We start from the raw sequence: 20,082 nt of genomic DNA on the forward strand, positions 1-20,082 counted from the left end.
GGATATATTCCTTGCCTTCGTCAATCCAAAAATGAAAGACGAGTAAACCCGGTAACCACCCATTTGTTTTAAGAATGTAGCCAGGTGCCAGTTTCCCCCATGCTGCCAACAACCTGGATTCAGGCTTGATCCACCAATGTTCCACCCTATATAGTAGTAGATGATCCGTGGTTCAACCGTGGGACATCTATGGAGGAACCCTGTGGCAGACTCGGAGGAAGGGGGTCTTTGAGGGGCCTGCCGACGCCACTCTTCCGACCCGCCACGAAATTTTTTTTCCCACCTTCATCGCTTTAAAACAACGCAAAATTTTTCGCTCCATCCTGTCATATCCGATACATCATGTGACTTACATGTGATCTTGAAGTGATCCTTTACCCTCACGAACAATGCAATTATAACAGCTAATTTAATTAGTTTATAATATCTATTTTAATTAGTTTAAAGGAAATTTTGTAGGGATGTGGGAAAGAATTCAAGAGAAACTCGAAATTTTAGCCGACGCCGCTAAGTACGATGTGTCGTGCTCATCCAGTGGCAGCAAGCGGGCTAATGCCAACAAAGGCATCGGGAATACCACGGGCACGGGTATTTGTCATAGCTATACGGAAGACGGACGGTGCGTGTCGTTATTGAAGATTCTGCTGACCAATTACTGTCTGTATGACTGCGCCTACTGTGTGTCACGTCGGAGCAATGACATTCAACGCGCAGGTTTTACGGTGAACGAAGTGGTGGCAATCACCATCAACTTCTACCGTCGGAACTACATTGAGGGGCTCTTCCTCAGCTCGGGCATTTTCAAGAACCCCGATTACACCATGGAGCGTTTGGTACGCGTAGCGAAGACGCTCCGCACGCTCCATCGATTCAATGGATACATTCACCTGAAGACCATACCCGGGTGCAGCGAAGAGCTTATTCATGAGGCTGCGTTGTATGCCGATCGCTTGAGCGTGAACATCGAGTTGCCTTCGGAACAAAGCCTGCGTCACCTGGCACCGGAGAAGAGCAAGGAGTCGATCATTAAGCCTATGTCGTTTCTACACGACCGCATTACAGCGCTGGCGGATGAACGCAAGGTGATACGCCATACTCCTACCTTTGCCCCGGCAGGACAAAGCACGCAAATGGTAGTAGGAGCCTCTCCGGAAAACGACCTCCAGGTCATGACCATCGCGGATTCACTTTATAAGAAATTTGGATTACGACGTGTCTACTACTCTGGCTATGTCCCCGTTTTGTCCGACCATCGCCTGCCCGCACCTGGCACACCTGTTCCCATGATCCGGGAGAATCGTTTGTATCAGACTGACTGGCTGCTGCGATTTTACAAATTCTCATTGCACGAGGTGCTCAATCCTCAGAACCCTCAACTCGACCTCGACATCGATCCCAAGCTGAGCTGGGCATTTCGGAACCTCGACCAATTTCCAGTTGACATCAATAAAGCCGCTTATGAAATGATACTTCGTGTACCGGGCGTTGGTATCAGCTCTGCTCTGAAGATCGTCGAGGCACGGCGCTTTAAGAAATTAGATCTAACGGACTTGCGTACGTTGGGTGTCGCTTGCAGCCGGGCCAAGCACTTCATCTGTACATCCGACAACCGTCCGCGGGATGTTGTTGCCTCCGTACTTCGCCGGCAAATTCTGCAGCAGAGTAAATACCAGACAACACTTACATCTCAAATGGATTTGTTCTCATGAAAGACCTGTTGGTGTATGACGGAAGTTTTGGAGGTCTGCTGACTGTGATCTTCGAAGTTTACGAACGCAAGCTGGCAGATGTATCGATCGTTCGAGAGGATCTCTATCAACCTCACTTGTATGCTGCTGTCCAGACCATTACCCGCGATGCTCAGAAAGCCGCGCGCGTATGGCAAGGGCTTCAGAAAAAGCTCAACACAGAATCCTCAGAGCACTTTTATAAAAGCTTTCTCTCGGAAGAACGGGATGTTGAAGATACGCTCCTGGCTTTTACGCGCTATGTTCTATCCGCGCCATCGGGAGCAGAACGAAACTTCGCGCACCCTGCTGTGTTGACTGTCATGCAATTGAGCAAGAAAGTCCATCGCGAAAAGCACCGCATGGAAGCCTTCGTCCGGTTTCAGCAGACCACTGATGGTCTGTACGTTGCAACAGTCGAACCGGACTTTAATGTGCTCCCGCTTATCGCAGGGCATTTTAAAGACCGGTATGCCGATCAGTCCTGGCTCATCTACGATGACAAGCGCAGTTACGGAATTTTATATGATGAGAAAGCAGGGAGAGTAATGGAAGTGACCGAAGAATCCGGCGAACCTACGGTCTCTACCGATGATCAAGGCGTCGCATCCATCACTGTACACGATCATGAGGCTGCATACCAAACGCTTTGGAGAACATATTTCCAAACCATTTCGATTGCTGTGCGTAAAAATAAGAAACTACACCTGCGCCATGTGCCCACACGCTACTGGCGCTATCTAACCGAGAAACAATAGCGCCTACTCGTGGCGTTATACGGTCCTCAACAACTTCAACTGATCCTTCAGTTGTTTGAGGTGATCCGTCGCTTCTTTGATCTTCTCGTTAAATTCGCTGCGAACACTGTCCGCGTTTTGAGACCGCGAAAAGAATTCGAGGTTATTTTTCCAGAGTGAAATGTCGTTTTCGATCTTGCCGATCTTCTTGCGGATTGCCTGCTCCTTCTGGAAGATCTTGCGATCTGCCATCGGGTCATTTCTAAGGTCGCTTAACTCGTTCTCCAACAAGAGCTTATTCTTATCCTCCTCACTGAATCCCTGGATGGCTTCGACAAACTTATCAACAGCTTCGTGATAGCGATTCCGAATGGCCGTAATATCTTTCTTGGGAACAAAGCCTATCGCATTGAATTGATCTTGCAGCTCCTTCAACGCATCTGCCGACGCGGTGCCGTTGGCCGTATGTGCTTCTAATTGCTGACACACCTGTTCTTTGGCATGCAGGTTTTCGACCTGCTCGTTTTCCACCTTGCCGTGTTGCGTACGACGTTGCTCGAAGAAATAGTCACAGGCCTCTTTAAATTCGGCAAACACTTTCTCACGAAATTTCTCGGGCACCGGGCCGACTTCCTTCCACTTTTGCTGTAAGCTTTTCAGCTCGTTGGAGGTACGTTCCCAGTCGCTGCTTTCTTTCAACGCCAGGGCTTTTTGTACCAACTCGTTCTTCAGCTGCAGGTTGCGGTCACGCTCTTCATCCAGTTTCTTGAAGAAGGTATTCTTGTTATTAAAGAAGGCTTTAAACGCCGACCAAAACTTCCGGTTTACTTCTTTTGCTTTTGCACGGGGTAAACCACCCACGATTTCCCAACGTTTCTGGATGTCGAGTATTTCTTTAGTTTTCTGGTTCCACTCTTTGATCCTGTCCGACTGGTAATTAGCAAACTCCTGCACCTCGTCGCTCAACTTGGCTTTCTCGTCCAGGTTGACATTCAGCTCTTGTTGCAAGTTTTGCAGGTAGGCATCCCGTTTAGCATATACAGCGTCTGACGCTTTTTTAAAGCGCTGCCAAATGGCTTCCTTGTCGTCTTTGGGCACGGGCCCCACATGTTTGAACTCGTGGTGTAACTCGTTGAGCTCGCGGATAGCATCTTTGATGATCGGCACTTCCGCAAGCTTTTCAGCACGCTGGCAAAGCTCTGCTTTAGCCTCCAGGTTTCTTCTGCGATCGAGCTCTTTCAGCTCAAAATAGATACTTTGGTTATCGTAAAACCGATCCACCAGGGCATGGTAGTTTGCCCACAATGTCTTTGCTTGCGGCCCGGGCACCGGACCTATACTTTTCCACTCCTTCTGCAGCTCTTTAAATTGCTCGAACTGGTTGTCGGAGCTGTCCTGGTCAGCCAGTACACGTATTCTCTCCAACAGATCCTCCTTGCGCTTAAGGTTGTCGCCCTTGCGTTCCTCTTGTTGGCGAATGAATTGCGTCTTCCGGTCTCTGATGAGTTTAAAATTTGCATCAAAGATCATATCGGACTCATCGCCCTTGTAGTCAAAGTCTTCGTTTACACCGCCCGCACCAATAAAACGCACCAACGCTTCAGCCTTTTCCTTCTCACGCATATCGTCGTACAACGGCTTGATCTCACGAAGCACGGCATCAACGTGCTTGAAGTTTTCGTCTTTCGCAAGATCCTTTATCAGGGCCGCCAGTTGCGACTTGGTATGATGACTATAGTCAACATGTACATCTTCCAGAGAATCGTCGGTCGTCTCTTCATGATGATCTCCGAGGTCGATCTCAGAGTGTAGCGTATTACCATGGCTGTCAGTCAGTCCGGCATCCGATGTGTGTACTTGCTCGTCGTGTTTGTCTGTTCCCATGGTACTTCTATGCGTTACAGTAATGCGTTTAACGTAAAGTTACTAAAATTGGCTAATTCAATCGCGGGTCTACAGGATACTTGGCATATATGGAGAAACGTCCCCCCATGTTATCCAATGCCTTTTTCCAAATCATGGACGGATCGGTATCGAAGAGCAGCTCATCGTCTACATAGTCGCAAACTATCCATGAGTCTTCTTTCAACTCATCCTCCAACTGGCCCGGGCCCCACCCGCTATATCCCAGGAAAAAGCGTACATCGCGGGAGGCAATCTCCTCACGGTTAAGCTGGCGCACGACACTTTCAAAGTCCCCACCCCAATAGATTTCGTCCCGGATATTGACAGCATTCTCAATCGCTGTATTACGATGGATGAAATGTAGCGTATCTTGTTGTACCGGGCCGCCTACATATACCACCTCGTTCCATTGCTGCAGGTCTTCCATGACTTCGCTTAACTTCAGAATGGAAGGTTTATTTACTACAAAACCAAATGATCCCTCTTCGTTGTGCTCGCATAGTAAGACTACCGTTCGCTCGAAATTAGGATCAGCCAGGAAAGGCTCTGATATCAACAGCCTTCCCTTCTCTGGTTTAAAATGATTTTTATATTTAAAAAACTCCATCGGCTTTAGTCTCCGTAATAGGGAAATTACCCCGCAATCCATATATGAATAAAATACTTCGCCCCCACCTGTGCAAATTTTATTTCAGGTACCTGTCGACCGGGTTTTTATAGGGATGATTTTTATCACTAAAACGATTGCTTCTGGACGCATCTTTTGTGATTGGTAGTTTCTTTCATAAACTTTGGCGAAAAAAGCATGAAGTCAATCGCCGATTTGCGCCTGGATTACTCAAAATCCTCTCTGGACGTGACCAATGTCCTCCCCGACCCAATAGAACAATTTGAGAAGTGGTTTCAGGAAGCGCTGCAGGCGGGTGTGCCCGAACCCAATGCGATGAACCTGGCCACCGTCAACGAGCATGGGCAGCCCTCGGCGCGCATTGTGCTGCTAAAAGGCGTAGAGGCTAAGCAGTTCTTATTCTTCACTAATTATCAAAGTCATAAGGGGCTTCTCCTGGAGAAGAATCCGGCGTGCGCGTTAACGTTCTTTTGGCCTGAGCTCGAGCGTCAAGTTCGAATCGAAGGTATTACCCAACGATTGGATACCCAGGCGTCTGAAGCCTACTTTCAAAGCCGCCCGCGCGGTTCGCAGATTGGCGCATGGGCATCTCCGCAAAGTTCCATCATTGACAGTCGCACGATTTTGGAGGAACGTGTGCAAAAGCTCGAAAAACGATTTGATGGCGAGACCGTGCTTCCCAAGCCACACCAATGGGGCGGCTATGGCGTGATTCCGTCTATGATTGAATTCTGGCAGGGCCGGCCCAGCCGTCTGCACGACCGTATTGTATACACGCGAATAGATGGGCAATGGAAAATCCATCGCCTCGCACCATAGTACCAGGCATCTGACGGTATTAAATCAGATTAAACAGATTGTTGACACCAGGGTAACGTCGTACTGTAAACCCTTCGCCATGGCGGGCTCCAATGGCATGTCCGAACTCCAATGCACGTGATTCAATCATCTGTAAGAAGGCAGGATTGGAGATATAAGTCTCCGGCTCCTGACTACTGGGATCGTAGAATTGCGACTTAAACGCTTTAATGGCCTGCAGCTTGGTTTCCCAATATCCCGTGATATCCATAATAAAATCGGGCACGATAAACTGGCTCTGAATGTAATGGTACACCACCTTGGGCCGCCAGGCCGCTTGCTCACGGCCTTCCGTATCTTTTGTACGAATCTTGGCCAATCCCGACAAAAACGAAGCGTCAGCGCCTAAGGAAGCGCCCTTGCCATGGTCGATATGCCGATCCAGTATCGCATTGGCCAGAACAATTTCGGGTTGATAGCGACGTATGGCTTGAATGACCCGCAGTTGATGGTCAGGATCATTTTGGAAGAAGCCATCCTGAAGCGCGAGGTTTGTACGTACTGCAACACCAAGAACGTTTGCTGCGGTCGCGGCTTCTTCGGCGCGGGTCTCTGGTGTTCCGCGGGTGCCGAGCTCTCCTTTGGTAAAATCAACAATACCTACTTTATGCCCCAGTGCAACGTGCTTTGCAATAGTACCGCCGCACCCTAATTCGGCATCGTCGGGATGGGCCGCAAGAACAAGTATATCTAACTTCATAGATGTTTTAACAAGACAAAAATAAAAGGTCTCGGTTATCCGAGACCTTCAAATTGAAATCAAATGGCGTATTCCTAACCGAGGTAAGGCTTTAAAGCTTTACTTCTCGATGTATGCCGTAATCTCCTGATAGCCTTTTCCTTGATCTGGCGAACACGTTCGCGAGTCAGATTGAATTTCTCGCCGATCTCCTCCAGTGTCATGGAGTGCTCGCCGTTCAAACCGAAGTACAGCGTGATCACATCTGCCTCCCGCTGTGTCAGCGTCGACAGGGCGCGTTGCACCTCACGGCGCAACGAGTCGTTCATCAGGCCTGAGTCCGGCGTTTCTTCACTGTCATTCTCCAATACGTCCAGCAAACTGTTTTCTTCGCCCTGAACAAACGGGGCGTCCATGGATACATGCCGACCAGAGATCTTCATGGTATCGACAACCTCTGCTGTTGTAACATCTAAAACTTCTGCCAACTCTTCCGGAGAAGGTTCGCGTTCGTACTTCTGCTCGAGCTCGGAGAATGTCTTTGAGATCTTATTCAGTGAGCCAACACGGTTTAGCGGCAAGCGAACAATACGCGACTGTTCGGCCAGCGCCTGCAGTATCGACTGACGGATCCACCATACAGCATATGAAATAAATTTAAAACCACGGGTCTCATCAAAGCGCTGTGCTGCTTTGATCAGACCCAGGTTTCCTTCGTTAATCAGGTCCCCCAATGACAAGCCTTGATTCTGATATTGCTTCGCTACTGACACCACAAAACGGAGATTTGCCTTCGTCAACTTCTCCAACGCTATTTGATCGCCTTCTTTAATCCGCTTCGCCAGCTCCACCTCTTCGTCGGGAGTAAGCAAGTCAACCTTACCGATCTCCTGGAGATATTTGTCCAGGGACTGGCTCTCGCGGTTGGTGATTTGTTTGCTGATCTTAAGCTGTCTCATGTCCCTTTTTGTGCTCTGTTTACGTCAATATGATTGTTTAACAATATACTGTTTTAACTTAGTTCCTGTCAATGAAGGGTTAACGATTATTCGGCTGCTGTTGTTTCCTTTTTAGGTGGTCTAGGGATTAGAACTTTTCTGGAGAGACGGAATTTGCCCGTCTTTTTGTCTACTTCGATCAGCTTTACTTGAATTTCTTCTCCAACTTCAAGCACACCTTCCATGGTCTCGAGGCGGTCCCACTTGATCTCCGAAATGTGGAGCAAGCCGTCCTTACCAGGCATAAATTCAACGAACGCACCAAACGGCATGATCGACTTCACTTTACCGGTGTAAACCTCTCCGACTTCCGGCACAGCCACGATGGCTTTAATGCGGCGCAGCGCAGCGTCCATAACATCTTTGTTAGTAGCAAAGACGTTGACGATCCCTTTATTGTTGACTTCCTCGATCACAACGGTAGCGCCGGTTGTGTTCTGGATGTCTTGTACCACTTTTCCACCGGGGCCAATGATCGCTCCGATCATCTCTTTCTCGATGATCACAGTTTCGGCGCGTGGTGTATGAGGCTTGAGATCCGGGCGAGGTTCCGCCAGGGTCTTCTTCATTTCATTCAGGATGTGCAAACGACCTTCACGAGCTTGCAGCAATGCCTCGCTCAGCACGTCATAGGTAAGGCCGTCTACTTTCAAGTCCATCTGGCAGGCAGTAATGCCCTGCTCTGTACCGGTTACTTTAAAGTCCATATCGCCCAGGTGATCTTCATCGCCCAGGATGTCAGACAGGATCGCATATTTGCCCGTAGTGCTATCGGAGATCATGCCCATGGCGATACCCGATACAGGGCCTTTTACAGGCACACCAGCATCCATCAACGCCAGCGAGCCAGCACATACTGTCGCCATAGACGACGAGCCGTTCGACTCGAGAATATCCGATACAATACGGATGGTATATGGGTTCTTTTCATCGGGGGGCAACACTTGCTTTAGCGCACGGAACGCCAGGTTGCCGTGACCTACTTCACGACGACCAGGACCGCGGTTAGGCTTCACCTCACCCGTAGAGAAACCAGGGAAGTTATAATGCAAAATAAACTTGCTCGATCCTTCGATCATCGCACCGTCGATCATCTGCTCATCCAATTTCGTACCCAGCGTCACCGTCGTCAACGACTGTGTTTCACCACGGGTGAAAATAGCCGAGCCGTGGGTTCTTGGCAAGTAGTCGACCTCAGACCATATCGATCTCACTTCTTTTGTCTTACGACCATCTAAACGCAAGCTTTCTTTAAGCGACAAGTCACGTGCGGCTTTCTTCAGCACTTGCTTGTAATAGCGTTTTACCAGTGCCTTATTAACCGTAGAATCTTCCGGCAATGCCTCGAGATAATCCTTCAGCGGTTTGTCAAGGGCTGTTGAGCGCTCCTTCTTGTTGGTGATCAGCTGACGCGCGGTCGCATACAGGGTATCGTAATACTTGGCGTGGATCTCCTGCTGCAGTGCTTCGTCTTTTTCCTCATGGTTATAAACACGCTTCTCGGTCTTGCCCACAGCCTGGGTCAATTCGATCTGAAGCTTGCATTGTTCCTTAATCGCTTCGTGAGCAACTTTCAATGCTTCCAGCATTTCAGCTTCACTCACTTCTTTCATCTCACCTTCCACCATCAGGATGTTCTCGATAGAAGCACCTACCATCAGGTCGATGTCGGCGCGTTTCTTTTGCTCCATGGTTGGGTTGACGATCAATTTGCCATCCACACGTGCCACACGCACTTCCGAGATCGGGCCCTGGAAAGGTATATCCGATACCGACAGTGCCGCAGAAGCAGCAAATGCCGCCAAGGCATCAGGCAGTGCATTCTCATCACCCGAGATGAGGTACAACATGATTTGCGTATCAGCATGATAGTCGTCGGGGAACAGCGGACGAATCGCGCGGTCCACCAGGCGGCTGATGAGAACTTCGTAATCCGAAAGTTTGCTTTCGCGCTTCAGAAAGCCACCCGGCACCTTACCGGTTGAGGCAAATTTCTCCTGGTAGTCTACAGACAGCGGCAGGAAATCGGTGCCTTCTTTTGCTTCGGGAGACGATACCACCGTGGCCAGAATCATCGTATTTTCCATCTTCAGTACAACAGAGCCATCGGCCTGACGAGCAAGTTTACCGGTCTCGATTGTAATTTCGCGGCCATCGGGCAGCTTACATGTTTTTGTTATCGCAGTGGGTTTCATAATAGGGTACGATTGAAGATAACCCGGCCCGAATGAATGGTTCGGGCCGGGAAATCCAGGATTTTTTAAAATGCAAAAAGGGAACCTTTATCAGGGTTCCCTCTGGGGAATGTTGTTTGCTTACTTTCTCAGCGAGAGCTCAGCGATGATTGAGCGGTAACGCTCAATGTTAGTATTCTGCAGGTAGTTCAGAAGCTTCTTACGCTTACCTACCAGTTTCATCAGGCCTTGTTGTGTAGCAAAGTCCTTCTTGTTTTCTTTCAGGTGTGCGGTCAGATGGTTGATCCGATGCGTGAACAGGGCTATTTGAGCCTCTGCTGAACCGGTATCTTCTTTCTTTTTGGCGAACCCGTGTTTCGCGAAAAGGTCTTGTTTGATAGCTGTAGTTAAATACATCTCAAAAAATGTTTTATCTCTTTATTTCAGGGGGCAAAGGTAAGCCAAAATGGCCGAATTTTCCAAAAAATAGCGAAAACTTTCACTGACATTATGAAACTGCCGTAGCCGGGGCCTTGCGTTTTTGGAACCATTGCTTTACCTTATCGAGCACAACTCGGTAAAAATCAGCCTCAAATAAGCGGGCGTCGATACGCGCCTGCCGCAGAAAGAATAATCCCACAATTAACAGTAGAAAGTCTGCCATCCATACACCCGTCACAACCCCTATCTTCGCTTGCTTGGCTAATTTTTCACCTTGCATGGTCGTGATATAATAGATTATAAAGAACAGAATCGATACCAGGAACGGCACCCCCAGTCCTCCCCTCTTAATAATAGATCCCAGCGGTGCTCCTATTAAGAACATTGCCAGGCACGCCATCGAGCTGGAAAAGATCTTATGCCATTGGATCTCAAAGGTGCGCAACTCGACGCCGGAATTGTCTACACTCGTATTTACATTTTCAATCTGGCTTTTCACCTGGCGCGCCTGGTTGGCAGCGCCCTGCAATACGTTGTGGGGAGCAGGCATAGTGAAGATACTGTCCAGCTTGGCGCGACGGGCGGAATCTGTCAATACCTTTTTCTTGACCACAACCGGCGGCGGCACGGGCTTGACTATGGAAGGTCTTTTCTTCGCCGTGGATTTCTTTTTGGTCTTAGACTTCTGCGCTACAGTATTCAACCGGAGACGACGATCGGCGGCTCGTTTAGCCTCCAGTCCATTCGGCTTACGCTTTATATCAGGTTTTTTATTCGTGTCTGCCTTTGCCGTCAACGACGATGAAGCCTTCGTCTTGCCGGTGTCAATTTTTGTTATCGCCTTCGTGCCGTCGGCCTCAGCGGGCGGCGGGCTAACAGACGACACAGCCGGTTTTGCTTCCACCACAGGGTTAGTTTTAGGGATGTAGGGTAAGCGTGCTATCGAGTCGCGATATTGTTTATGATGATAGACTTCACGCGGCATGATCAGCGAATCTTTTCGAAACAGATAGGTAAAGTAGCTCGGCCGATACTGGTAGTAGTTTAACCGTTGGGTCAGGATCTCGCGGCGGGTGGAATCAATATCCTTATCCAGCTCATTCAGGTTCCGCATGATCCGGTTGCCCTGGAAGAACTTTTTGTCGGTCCGTTCCAGGTTAAATGACGACAAGTCAAACACCACCTGTGCCTTGGAGAATTGGCTACGGCTAAGCGACTCGGGGTTCCGTTTCTTTTGCCCGGTCATCTCCCGCTCACTGCTGGCTCCTTCCGTGTACTGGTAGCCATTGTACAGCTCAAACTTAAGGTAACGTTCGTTCAAGATGGTATACATCCGGCCGGAGTCGGCTACGGTCACTTCTTTGTTACCGTCATTCTTCCGGTGGTCGTACAGCACAACGTCGCGCAATGTCACGCCATCCGGGAATTTCTTATTTACCTTGATACTGATGTCACTGATGCCATTGTAAAACGCCCCCTCGCGCAGGTCAAGCGCAGGCTTCTTTTGTTTGATGTCGTATAATAGACTATACGCTTCCAGCGCAGCTTTGGGAACGAGGTTATTGTTCACATAAAACGCCACCCCCGTCAGTAACACCACAAAAACACAGATCGGCGCCATCGCTCTAATAAGGGATACGCCTGCCGCCTTTATAGCAGTGAGCTCAAAATGTTCCCCCAGGTTTCCGAATGCAATGAGCGAGGACAGCAGCACCGCCAAGGGCAATGCCACAGGTGTCATGAAGATGGCGAAGTAAAACAGCAGCTGCCCGATAACATCGGCGCCCAGCCCCTTTCCAATGATGTCGTCAAAATACTTCAGCATGTGCTGCGTCAGCAAAATGAAGACCACTACAAGAAAGGTCAGGACAAATGGGCCCAGGAACGCCCCTAAAACGAGCTTATCGATTTTCTTCATCGGTAGAACATGCTCAAAAATAAAGCCAATGCGGTAAAAAAAGCACTATCCACCGACGGTTTTGTGTAGTTTTTCCATCAGACCATTCCAAAGGTCGTGTAGCTCTTCAACATCGTCAAAGTCTGAATAGTCCAGCACCTTTAAAAATACGGACTGTGTTAACTCATTGAACTCGAGCCGCAGCTCGAAATACGAGGGGTCGTTTTGATCTTCGCCGTCTTCGGGAAGGAATTCGAAGCGCGCAAAATGATTGATTCGAAACGCTACCTGCCGGGCCTTGCGCTCTTCGTGGTCCCAGCAGAACATGAAGGTCTTGTCGTTGTTGTTGATACGTACGTCATCGGCAAACCACTCGGCGAGGCCACCCGCCGTTTGGATATAAGGATACAGCATCTTAATGGACGCATGAATCTCGTAGTCGCCAGAAAATAATTTCTTATTGACCATACTTTACCAGTGCCATGAGTACATCATCATGGCTGAATATAGAGCATTTTGAGATGAAGACAAAATTATGATCACGCCGGGCGGGCAGCTACTGCAGTCTTAGGCGAGAGAAGTGGAGAATGGCATCAGGCTTTCAGGCCGTCTTTCTTAATGAAGCAGAATACACAGATACCAATTTGAAGGAGGGCCGTAGACACGATTGTTAAAAATACCTCCATATTCGCATTGATTTAGGTTCGGATCAAATTTAGATGGAGTTACCAAAACAACTCGTTCTCAAAAGTTTATCCGCATCTGGCTGCGGTAATTGATCAAATATATCTTTCAATGGATTTACGTGTCGCTCTTAGTAAAAGCTTCGCAAAAGCTAACTCTCGTGAAATCGCTGATTATGTGGGAAATAGCGCCATTCGATTCAAAGCGTTAGTTGAAATATACAAGGGAGGCCCTTATCGAATTACACAGCGGGCTGCCCACGTTATCAGTCTATGCGTCGAAAAATATCCTGTCCTCATGGCACCTCACTTGCGCACGATAATCGTCATGCTCGATGCCGACGACGTACCCGACGCCATCCAACGTAACACCATGCGACTGCTACAATACTGCGAGATTCCCCGAAGGTTCCATGGCACGCTTATCGACCGCTGTTTTGGTTATCTCAAAGATCGCAGCACGCCGGTAGCTGTGCGGGTGTTCTCCATGACGGTCTTACATCGGTTAATCGAAAAAGAGCCAGACTTGAAAAAAGAGCTGCAGATCATACTCGAAGACGAACTACCTTATGCCTCTCCCGGTTTTGTATCCCGTGCCCGCAAGATCCTTCAGAAGACTGACTGCCAATAAGTTGATGATATTCAGCCGGGGCGCCCCATCCTGGAGGACATGTCTCCGAAAGTCCTGCCGGCACGAATCTTACTATCGTGATGTTTATCAAGTCCTGGAATCTGGAAATCCGGTCACAGGCTGTATTTTTGATAAGATTATTTTCTTTTAGCATGACGGATGGCAATATGATGTTGGAGCACATCTGTAAAAGCTGCGGTAACTCCTTTCATGGTCTGTATTGCAACCTGTGTGGTGAAAAGGTCATCCTTCCCAGAGACCGTCAGATCGGCTCAGCGATGAGCAAAATATTGATCGCGACGACCTTTAACGACAACAAGTTTATTCATTCACTCTGGCCAACCATCTCCAATCCCGGATTCCTTTCTCGTCAATATGTCGACGGACGTCGGGTGATGTATATGCGACCGTTGCAGATGTTCTTTATTCTTAACGTTGCGTACTTCTTCTTTCCCGTGCTCCAAATGTTTAATGCCTCGCTGTACACCCAGCTGAATGTGCTGCCCCATAGTAAACTGGCGCGCGAGATTGTGTTCAAAAAAATACAGCTGGAAGGAATGTCGATGAAAGGCTTCGAACTGATCTACAACAACAAGACGGTCGGCTTAGCCAAGCTTTTGATTGTAATCTTTGTCGTACTGGCGGCCTTGCCGTTGAGTCTGATTTTCCGACGCAGGAATCGCTATTTTTCCGATCATCTGGCGTTGTCGATCGAGCTTACGAGCTTCAACCTGGCCGTGAATGCGATCGGCCTGACATTGGTCTTCTGGGTTATCAGCAAGCTATTTCAAGTGAGCCACGCCGGTTCGGCCAGCTACCTGAATGATCTGACACTGACCATCATATTCGTCTCGACCAACCTGTATTTTATCATGTACGCCGGCCGTACATTTTATAATCAGAAGGGTAAGCGACTCGTCTTCAAAGCCCTGGGCGGCATTATTGGGCTTTTTCTGGCGCTGGAAGCCTACCGGCTTATTCTTTTCTTTATTACGATCTGGTTACTGTAGCCGCCGTGCGCATGTCGACCGTAGCGCGCAGGTCGTGCAAAATGTTATACAAACCGAAATAAGTACGGTTGATGTATACTGCATCGCGCACGCCGCGGGCCTTCTTAGACTCCCGCAGCTCTTTCATCGTCGTGAGACGCTCCCCGAATGCAAACAATTCCTGGAAATAAGCGTCGTCTGAAAAATCAAACTTGTCCGATCGGAATGGCCGCGCCAGCAGCTCGACCAATTGTGAGAATATGCCCGTAAAGAACTTCCGGTCTTTGGCACTATCATCGGCATAAATAAACCGAAGCTGTTCGAAGATTGCATCGCGTTTGTTTACATCGGTCAGAATATCACCCTCCAGCAATTGGAAATACACGTCGTAAAAGCTCTCGGGAATAACCTTCACGCATCCAAAGTCAATAATGCCCAAGGTGTCCTGGGGTGTAATAATGAAATTGCCGGGGTGCGGATCGGCGTGCACTGCCTTGAGGCGATGCATTTGAAAATGATAGAACTCCCACATCGCCTGCCCTAACCGGGTGCCTACTTCTGGCGTAATGCCGTAACGAAGTCTTTCGCCCAGCGGCATGCCTTCGATCCAGTCCATCGCCAGAATACGTGGACCCGATAATGCGGGATAATACTGCGGAAAGATAAGGTACTGAATATGTTTACATTGCGTCGATAGTTCCATGGAGCGCTGTAGCTCGAGGTGATAATCTGTTTCCTCTAACATGCGCTGTTCGACCTCGTAGATAAACTCGTCGTACTCCACGGGGTTCAGATTAAACATAGACAATGCGATGGGCTTTACCATGGCCAGGTCAGACTTAATACTGTCGCCCACGCCAGGGTATTGAATCTTTACCGCCAGGTTCTTGCCGTCCAGTGTAGCGCGGTGTACCTGCCCCATCGACGCAGCGTTAGAGGCTTTGTGACTGAAGGTCTCAAAAATCTCTTCCGGTCCTTTGCCAAAGTGTTGCTTAAACGTCTTAACCACGAGCGGGTACGATAGCGGCGGCGCACTGTACTGGGCCATGGCAAACTTTTGTTGGTAGGCCGTCGGCAGCAGGCTTTTATCGAGGCTCAGCATTTGTGCCACCTTTAATGCACCGCCTTTCAGCTCGCTGAGGGAATTATAGATGTCAGCGGCATTATCTTCGTGCAGCTTATCGCGGCTCATCGTCGGATCAATGAGCTTCTTGCTATAGTGCTTGATGTAGTTGGTGCCGATCTTGGCGCCGGTCGTAATAAACTTGGTCGCCCGCTCGACCTTGGATACGGGAATGCGCTCAAACTCTTTCATACTTTTTCCTTATCTCCCGTCTCTCCGTCCCGCTTAGAACTTATGCTGTTGGTATAAAAATTTGCCAAAGTCGAGAGCTGAATCCAATGCGCCCGTACCGATCAGATCAAAGGCCAGGTTCACGGACTTCTCGACGGCAGCGTCTGTCCGTTCAAACCCGGCGCTGTCGTCCTGTTTCCAGAACGTCAGGATAAACCCGAGGTGCAGCCAGAACAGACGCGGATATTGTTTTTCCAGATACGGCCGCGTGGCCACGTCGCCGCGTTGTTTTCCCTCCGCCAGTAACGTCGTAAAGAATGCGTCGAACGATTCCCGGAATGACCGTAGAAATGCCGGTGTTACTTCAAGCCGCTTCACGCCGTTCAGGTAGAGCAGTACCAGGCTCCTCTCAGGGCGCAGCGTTTCCAGCAGGGTAAAATAAAACGCCAGTACCCGCTCACGCGTATTGAAATTATTAAATGAATTATCGGCTTGTAATCTACTGATTGTCTGATCAATGAATTCCCTCCAAATAACCCGTTCCAGCCCTTCGAAAGAGCCAAAATGCTGGTAGAATTCGTCTTCTGTGAATCCGGCATCCAAACAGAACTTATATACAGACGGGGGTTGATGCCCGAGCGCGAGCACGTGCGCCTTATAAGCAGCCATGATTTTGGCTGGCTGGGTTTGTTTGGCAGCCGATTTGCGCGAGGAGGTTTTCTTGGCGGTATCCATAGTGACTTTAACAGTATTACATCGCAAAGGGTTTGCACGAAACCGGTGAATCTTTCGTTAATTTAGAACCGATGAGAAGCCTAGTAATGACTTCCTGCCTGTTGATCTCGTTCTTGGTCTGCAGTGGACAGGAAAAACGCCGCAGCGCTGAGGAGCTATACGAGTTGGGAGAAATTGCCAGCAACGAGGGCGACTATGCCCGCGCCGTCGATTGGCTTACGCAATGCCTCACATTAAAACCCGGCTTTACCGATGCCTACTTCGCCAGAGCCCACGCCCGCGAGCAGTTGAAAGATGTCGACGGTGCATTAACGGATTATAGTATCTACCTGGAGCGCACACCCGGCAGTCCCGAGGCACTTTTCAGCCGGGGACAGATCTTTTACCAACTCAAAAAGTACGACCAGGCTTACGACGATTTTGTTCGCTTCCTACATGCGCCACCGGGCGCGACCACAACCTTATACTTCAGTCAATCGGCACGTGTCGGTAGCAGCAACCCGGTCACTACAGCGCAGAGCGGAAACAAGCCGCTGATTTACAACTACCTTGGGGTTATTGAGCAAAAGCGCAACAAACCCGAGGTGGCTGTTGCCTGGCTCGACTCCGCCATCGCATTGAATAAGAACGAAGCAGACTTTTATGTAAACCGCGCACTTGCCCGGCAGCTATTGAAGGACTCGGTCGGGGCCAAAGCCGACCTGCAAAAAGCGCTGATGTTGCAACCCAACCATCCTGGCGCGCTCCATAATCTCGCTGTTACCAAACGCGCCCAGGGCTCCCGTCAGGAAGCGCAAAGCTCAGTCGACCAGGCTATAGACGCAGACTCCAGCATGCTGGCTCCCTATCTTGAGCGCGCCTACCAACGCATGGAAGGAGGCTACCTCAAGGGAGCGCTGGAGGACTACACGCAGGCTTTGGATATTGAGCGTCGTGACCCCGAAATATGGCTTAGCCGGGGCATCGTACGCGAACGGCTCAAAGACTATACCGGCGCTTTTGCTGACTATACACAAGCTATTGAACTCAAGGAAAGTTATGTCAAAGCCTGGATCAACCGCGCCAACGTCTTACTTAAGCTGGAACGTTACAAAGATGCCGTGGATGATTATACTGTCGCATTGGTCCATGTACCAGACGCCGGCGCAGCATACTATAACCGGGCCATTGCCCGTGAGCGCCTGAAACAACTGCCCGCCGCGTGCGAAGATTTGCGTAAAGCGGAATCCCTGGGTATGAAAATAGATGCCAAGCTTAAGAAAAAAATCTGCGGCGAATAAACCTTCAGGATATTACACCAATTCTTTCCGCCGGAAATCGATTAGTCCGGAAATAACACCGCCCAGGCACAGCCCGCTGATCAGCACTACGATACGTACGCCTTCGGTATCGTTCACCCGTGCATAAATCGTAAAGCGTATTACGATTACTATCACTGCAATGGTCAATAGTGTAAGCCAATAGGGAAATGCTGCAATATTGGGTGATGGTAAAGGTCGGCGTTCCTTCAGTAGAATATAAACCAGGATACACAGCAGCCCGATAAACGAGCTGATATACTGGAGCGCATAAAATAGCGGATAACGCACACCCTCATACGGCACAACAGTGCCCTGGTAAAAAGGCAGCTTGCTGGCAAAGTAGCCATCGGCATGAGTGAAACTATCCCAGAATAGATGCGAGGCTGTTCCAAGGGCTGCCGAGATGGCAAACGGCACCAGGTTGGCGCGTAGGTATGGCACAAACTCAAAATAATATGTGTCGTAAAAGCGGTCGCGGAAAAAAGCAGGCAGACAGGCCACCAAATTTTTCTTCACCACCTCATGGAACATCCACCCGAGAAAGATGGTCACGGGTATATTGAAGTACAAAATACTCAACAAGGTATGGCTGTACTTCCCCTCCGTACTGAGCGTAAAGAAATACGCAAAGTCTGGTGCCATACTGCCAATAATCAACCCTGTAGCCGATAGTTTTCGGTTCTTCAACAAGGGCAGAACAAGAGCAGCATGTGAAGGTGTAAACGGCATATGGTCGCAAAACTACAAACTATCAACGACCTGTTCATTCTTCTTATTCTTCAGAAAGATCATGCCGATGCAGAATGTAACGGCGGCCACCACAATAGGGTACCATAGGCCCGCGAGCGGGTCGCCCGCCGGATTCGCCGTAGTCTTGCTATTCTCGAAAAGTGAGGTTGCGACAAACGGTGTCAGCCCTCCAAAAATACCATTACCGATGTGGTACGGCAGCGACATGGACGTATATCGAATGTGCGTCGGGAAAAGCTCCACCAGAAAGGCCGCAATCGGGCCATACACCATGGTGACCAGCACAAGTTGCACTAATACCAGGCCTATCAGCGCCCAGTACGGTTCCCCACTTAGCTCCAGCTCTTCCTTGGGGTCGCCGGGAGCTCCGCCGTCGGGAAGGAGAACCGTTTTCGTCAGCCTGCTACCGTCGTCATACGCCACTATTGTTTTCTCCGAAGTCATCATCATGCCATCCGCGTTGACCTGGCTATCTTTCACAATCTTCTTTTCACTGGGAATTTCTGTTTTGTACTGCACATCTGTCAACAGATACATCTGCCGATACAACGGCCGGAATAATAATACAGCCAGGAGCATGCCTGTCATCATAATTACTTTTCGCCCGAATTTATCGGATAGCCAACCGAAGTATATAAACAGCGGTGTCCCGATCAGCAAGGCGATTGCCACAATATTCCGTGTCTGAACAAACTCCACGCGGCACGTCTTTTCGATAAAGGTCATGGCATAGAATTGTCCCGTATACCAGACTACACCCTGCCCTGCTGCTGCGCCAAACAATGCGATCAGCACCAGCTTCAGGTTTTCAGGTTTTGTAAAACTCTCCTTGATCGGGTTCTTTGAAATCTTTCCCGAAGCTTTGATCTGTTTAAATAACGGTGACTCGTCCATGCGCAAACGGATAAATACGGACACCGCCACGAGCACCGCGGAAAGGATAAATGGAACGCGCCATCCCCACTCACCAAACGCCTCACTACCGACGGCGCTACGCACCGCCAGAATTACGCCGATCGAAACAAACAAGCCCAGTGTTGCCGTTGTCTGAATAAAGCTCGTATAAAAACCACGCTTACCCTTGGGCGCATGTTCGGCCACATAGGTAGCGGCGCCACCGTATTCACCCCCCAGCGCAAGACCTTGCAAGAGGCGTAAGATCAATACAAGCGCCGGCGCAAACATACCGATATGTTTGTAGCCAGGAATTAAGCCGATGGCGAAAGTCGATCCCCCCATCAGCAATAACGTGATCATGAAAGTATACTTCCGGCCCACCATGTCGCCAAGCCGGCCAAACACCAGGGCGCCAAAAGGCCGCACAATAAAACCGGCAGCAAAGGTTGCCAGTGTCGCCAGAAAAGCCGCCGTGGGATTGCTCTGCGGAAAGAATTGTTCCGAAAGTATCGTGGCCAGACTGCCAAAGATGTAGAAGTCATACCATTCGATCAGCGTTCCTACGGAAGAGGCAGTGATCACAAACCAGAGCGTTTTCTTTTGCTCTGGGCTAACAGTTGGTTGGGGCGTCATGGGCTGTGTTTACAGTAACTACTTGTGGAGAAAGATACTATACAACATCAGATTTCCCAATGCAATCGGATACGGTTATCACCAGATCACGATAAATGGTCGGAATAGCAGTATACAAAAACGAG

The 20,082-nt window shown here is 49.3% G+C and carries 18 protein-coding genes; 6 read left to right on the plus strand and 12 right to left on the minus strand.

Annotated elements, in window-relative coordinates:
• Positions 1 to 461: 461 nt before the first annotated feature.
• Together K7P01_RS22245 and K7P01_RS22250 are read left to right on the plus strand one after the other, a co-directional pair.
• On the plus strand, positions 462 to 1,709 hold the full coding sequence (locus K7P01_RS22245) for a putative DNA modification/repair radical SAM protein (protein WP_267296786.1): 1,248 nt from the start codon (positions 462 to 464) through the stop codon (positions 1,707 to 1,709).
• Positions 1,706 to 2,485 (plus strand): TIGR03915 family putative DNA repair protein, encoded by a 780-nt coding sequence (locus K7P01_RS22250; protein ID WP_267296787.1) that lies wholly within the window; start codon positions 1,706 to 1,708, stop codon positions 2,483 to 2,485. The genes K7P01_RS22245 and K7P01_RS22250 overlap by 4 nt, the downstream gene beginning before the upstream one ends.
• 15 nt (positions 2,486 to 2,500) lie before the next feature.
• On the opposite strand, the gene K7P01_RS22255 is transcribed toward K7P01_RS22250, so the two are convergent.
• Positions 2,501 to 4,348: a DUF349 domain-containing protein gene (locus K7P01_RS22255; protein WP_267296788.1), complete on the minus strand. Its 1,848-nt coding sequence runs from the start codon at positions 4,346 to 4,348 to the stop codon at positions 2,501 to 2,503.
• Positions 4,349 to 4,400: 52 nt separating this feature from the next.
• Positions 4,401 to 4,976, minus strand: a complete 576-nt coding sequence (locus tag K7P01_RS22260; RefSeq protein ID WP_267296789.1) for a YqgE/AlgH family protein — start codon at positions 4,974 to 4,976, stop codon at positions 4,401 to 4,403.
• A 198-nt stretch (positions 4,977 to 5,174) separates the two neighbouring features.
• Here K7P01_RS22260 and pdxH point away from each other — a divergent pair, with 198 nt between their 5' ends.
• Positions 5,175 to 5,816: a pyridoxamine 5'-phosphate oxidase gene (gene pdxH, locus K7P01_RS22265; protein ID WP_267296790.1), complete on the plus strand. Its 642-nt coding sequence runs from the start codon at positions 5,175 to 5,177 to the stop codon at positions 5,814 to 5,816.
• A 19-nt stretch (positions 5,817 to 5,835) separates the two neighbouring features.
• Here the strand turns inward: pdxH and bshB1 are convergent, their stop codons facing one another.
• The 6 genes from bshB1 to K7P01_RS22295 all read right to left on the minus strand — a co-directional run bounded on the left by bshB1 (position 5,836) and on the right by K7P01_RS22295 (position 12,512).
• Positions 5,836 to 6,555 carry a bacillithiol biosynthesis deacetylase BshB1 gene (bshB1, locus tag K7P01_RS22270; protein WP_267296791.1) on the minus strand — a complete coding sequence of 240 codons (720 nt, stop codon included), beginning with the start codon at positions 6,553 to 6,555 and terminating at the stop codon, positions 5,836 to 5,838.
• Between the two features lie 74 nt (positions 6,556 to 6,629).
• Entirely contained in the window at positions 6,630 to 7,493 is an 864-nt protein-coding gene (locus K7P01_RS22275; RefSeq protein ID WP_073130761.1) for a sigma-70 family RNA polymerase sigma factor, read from the minus strand.
• An 86-nt stretch (positions 7,494 to 7,579) separates the two neighbouring features.
• Positions 7,580 to 9,727: a polyribonucleotide nucleotidyltransferase gene (pnp, locus tag K7P01_RS22280; protein ID WP_267296792.1), complete on the minus strand. Its 2,148-nt coding sequence runs from the start codon at positions 9,725 to 9,727 to the stop codon at positions 7,580 to 7,582.
• 120 nt (positions 9,728 to 9,847) lie between these two features.
• Positions 9,848 to 10,123, minus strand: a complete 276-nt coding sequence (rpsO, locus tag K7P01_RS22285; protein WP_267296793.1) for a 30S ribosomal protein S15 — start codon at positions 10,121 to 10,123, stop codon at positions 9,848 to 9,850.
• Between the two features lie 91 nt (positions 10,124 to 10,214).
• Positions 10,215 to 12,065, minus strand: a complete 1,851-nt coding sequence (locus K7P01_RS22290; RefSeq protein ID WP_267296794.1) for an LptF/LptG family permease — start codon at positions 12,063 to 12,065, stop codon at positions 10,215 to 10,217.
• Between the two features lie 45 nt (positions 12,066 to 12,110).
• A complete protein-coding gene (locus K7P01_RS22295; protein WP_254087819.1) occupies positions 12,111 to 12,512 on the minus strand; it encodes an START-like domain-containing protein in 402 nt (133 codons plus the stop codon).
• A gap of 513 nt (positions 12,513 to 13,025) precedes the next feature.
• On the opposite strand from K7P01_RS22295, the gene K7P01_RS22300 reads away from it, so the two are divergent.
• A complete protein-coding gene (locus tag K7P01_RS22300; RefSeq protein WP_267296795.1) occupies positions 13,026 to 13,358 on the plus strand; it encodes a hypothetical protein in 333 nt (110 codons plus the stop codon).
• Positions 13,359 to 13,510: 152 nt separating this feature from the next.
• Positions 13,511 to 14,368, plus strand: a complete 858-nt coding sequence (locus K7P01_RS22305; protein WP_267296796.1) for a DUF3667 domain-containing protein — start codon at positions 13,511 to 13,513, stop codon at positions 14,366 to 14,368.
• On the opposite strand, the gene K7P01_RS22310 is transcribed toward K7P01_RS22305, so the two are convergent.
• A complete protein-coding gene (locus K7P01_RS22310; RefSeq protein ID WP_267296797.1) occupies positions 14,349 to 15,662 on the minus strand; it encodes an ABC1 kinase family protein in 1,314 nt (437 codons plus the stop codon). The genes K7P01_RS22305 and K7P01_RS22310 overlap by 20 nt on opposite strands.
• 33 nt (positions 15,663 to 15,695) lie before the next feature.
• A complete protein-coding gene (locus tag K7P01_RS22315) occupies positions 15,696 to 16,310 on the minus strand; it encodes a TetR family transcriptional regulator C-terminal domain-containing protein (protein WP_267296798.1) in 615 nt (204 codons plus the stop codon).
• Positions 16,311 to 16,447: 137 nt separating this feature from the next.
• Between K7P01_RS22315 and K7P01_RS22320 the strand changes: the two genes are divergently transcribed.
• Positions 16,448 to 17,656 (plus strand): tetratricopeptide repeat protein, encoded by a 1,209-nt coding sequence (locus tag K7P01_RS22320; protein ID WP_267296799.1) that lies wholly within the window; start codon positions 16,448 to 16,450, stop codon positions 17,654 to 17,656.
• A 12-nt stretch (positions 17,657 to 17,668) separates the two neighbouring features.
• On the opposite strand, the gene K7P01_RS22325 is transcribed toward K7P01_RS22320, so the two are convergent.
• Positions 17,669 to 18,406: a DUF4184 family protein gene (locus K7P01_RS22325; RefSeq protein WP_267296800.1), complete on the minus strand. Its 738-nt coding sequence runs from the start codon at positions 18,404 to 18,406 to the stop codon at positions 17,669 to 17,671.
• Between the two features lie 12 nt (positions 18,407 to 18,418).
• Entirely contained in the window at positions 18,419 to 19,957 is a 1,539-nt protein-coding gene (locus tag K7P01_RS22330) for an MFS transporter (RefSeq protein WP_267296801.1), read from the minus strand.
• Between the last annotated feature and the right edge of the window lie 125 nt (positions 19,958 to 20,082).

Origin of the sequence: Parachryseolinea silvisoli (assembly GCF_021190955.1) — a bacterium.
Classification (GTDB): domain Bacteria; phylum Bacteroidota; class Bacteroidia; order Cytophagales; family Cyclobacteriaceae; genus Ohtaekwangia; species Ohtaekwangia silvisoli.

Bases quoted from the DNA above. Each gene is read 5' to 3' on its own strand.
- K7P01_RS22275 (WP_073130761.1), bottom strand. From the start codon at position 7,493: ATGAGACAGCTTAAGATCAGCAAACAAATCACCAACCGCGAGAGCCAG.
- K7P01_RS22310 (WP_267296797.1), bottom strand. From the start codon at position 15,662: ATGAAAGAGTTTGAGCGCATTCCCGTATCCAAGGTCGAGCGGGCGACC.
- rpsO (WP_267296793.1), bottom strand. From the start codon at position 10,123: ATGTATTTAACTACAGCTATCAAACAAGACCTTTTCGCGAAACACGGG.
- K7P01_RS22250 (WP_267296787.1), top strand. From the start codon at position 1,706: ATGAAAGACCTGTTGGTGTATGACGGAAGTTTTGGAGGTCTGCTGACT.
- K7P01_RS22330 (WP_267296801.1), bottom strand. From the start codon at position 19,957: ATGACGCCCCAACCAACTGTTAGCCCAGAGCAAAAGAAAACGCTCTGG.
- K7P01_RS22300 (WP_267296795.1), top strand. From the start codon at position 13,026: ATGGCACCTCACTTGCGCACGATAATCGTCATGCTCGATGCCGACGAC.
- pnp (WP_267296792.1), bottom strand. From the start codon at position 9,727: ATGAAACCCACTGCGATAACAAAAACATGTAAGCTGCCCGATGGCCGC.
- K7P01_RS22260 (WP_267296789.1), bottom strand. From the start codon at position 4,976: ATGGAGTTTTTTAAATATAAAAATCATTTTAAACCAGAGAAGGGAAGG.
- K7P01_RS22315 (WP_267296798.1), bottom strand. From the start codon at position 16,310: ATGGCTGCTTATAAGGCGCACGTGCTCGCGCTCGGGCATCAACCCCCG.
- K7P01_RS22305 (WP_267296796.1), top strand. From the start codon at position 13,511: ATGACGGATGGCAATATGATGTTGGAGCACATCTGTAAAAGCTGCGGT.
- bshB1 (WP_267296791.1), bottom strand. From the start codon at position 6,555: ATGAAGTTAGATATACTTGTTCTTGCGGCCCATCCCGACGATGCCGAA.
- K7P01_RS22255 (WP_267296788.1), bottom strand. From the start codon at position 4,348: ATGGGAACAGACAAACACGACGAGCAAGTACACACATCGGATGCCGGA.
- K7P01_RS22325 (WP_267296800.1), bottom strand. From the start codon at position 18,406: ATGCCGTTTACACCTTCACATGCTGCTCTTGTTCTGCCCTTGTTGAAG.
- K7P01_RS22245 (WP_267296786.1), top strand. From the start codon at position 462: ATGTGGGAAAGAATTCAAGAGAAACTCGAAATTTTAGCCGACGCCGCT.
- K7P01_RS22320 (WP_267296799.1), top strand. From the start codon at position 16,448: ATGAGAAGCCTAGTAATGACTTCCTGCCTGTTGATCTCGTTCTTGGTC.
- K7P01_RS22295 (WP_254087819.1), bottom strand. From the start codon at position 12,512: ATGGTCAATAAGAAATTATTTTCTGGCGACTACGAGATTCATGCGTCC.
- pdxH (WP_267296790.1), top strand. From the start codon at position 5,175: ATGAAGTCAATCGCCGATTTGCGCCTGGATTACTCAAAATCCTCTCTG.
- K7P01_RS22290 (WP_267296794.1), bottom strand. From the start codon at position 12,065: ATGAAGAAAATCGATAAGCTCGTTTTAGGGGCGTTCCTGGGCCCATTT.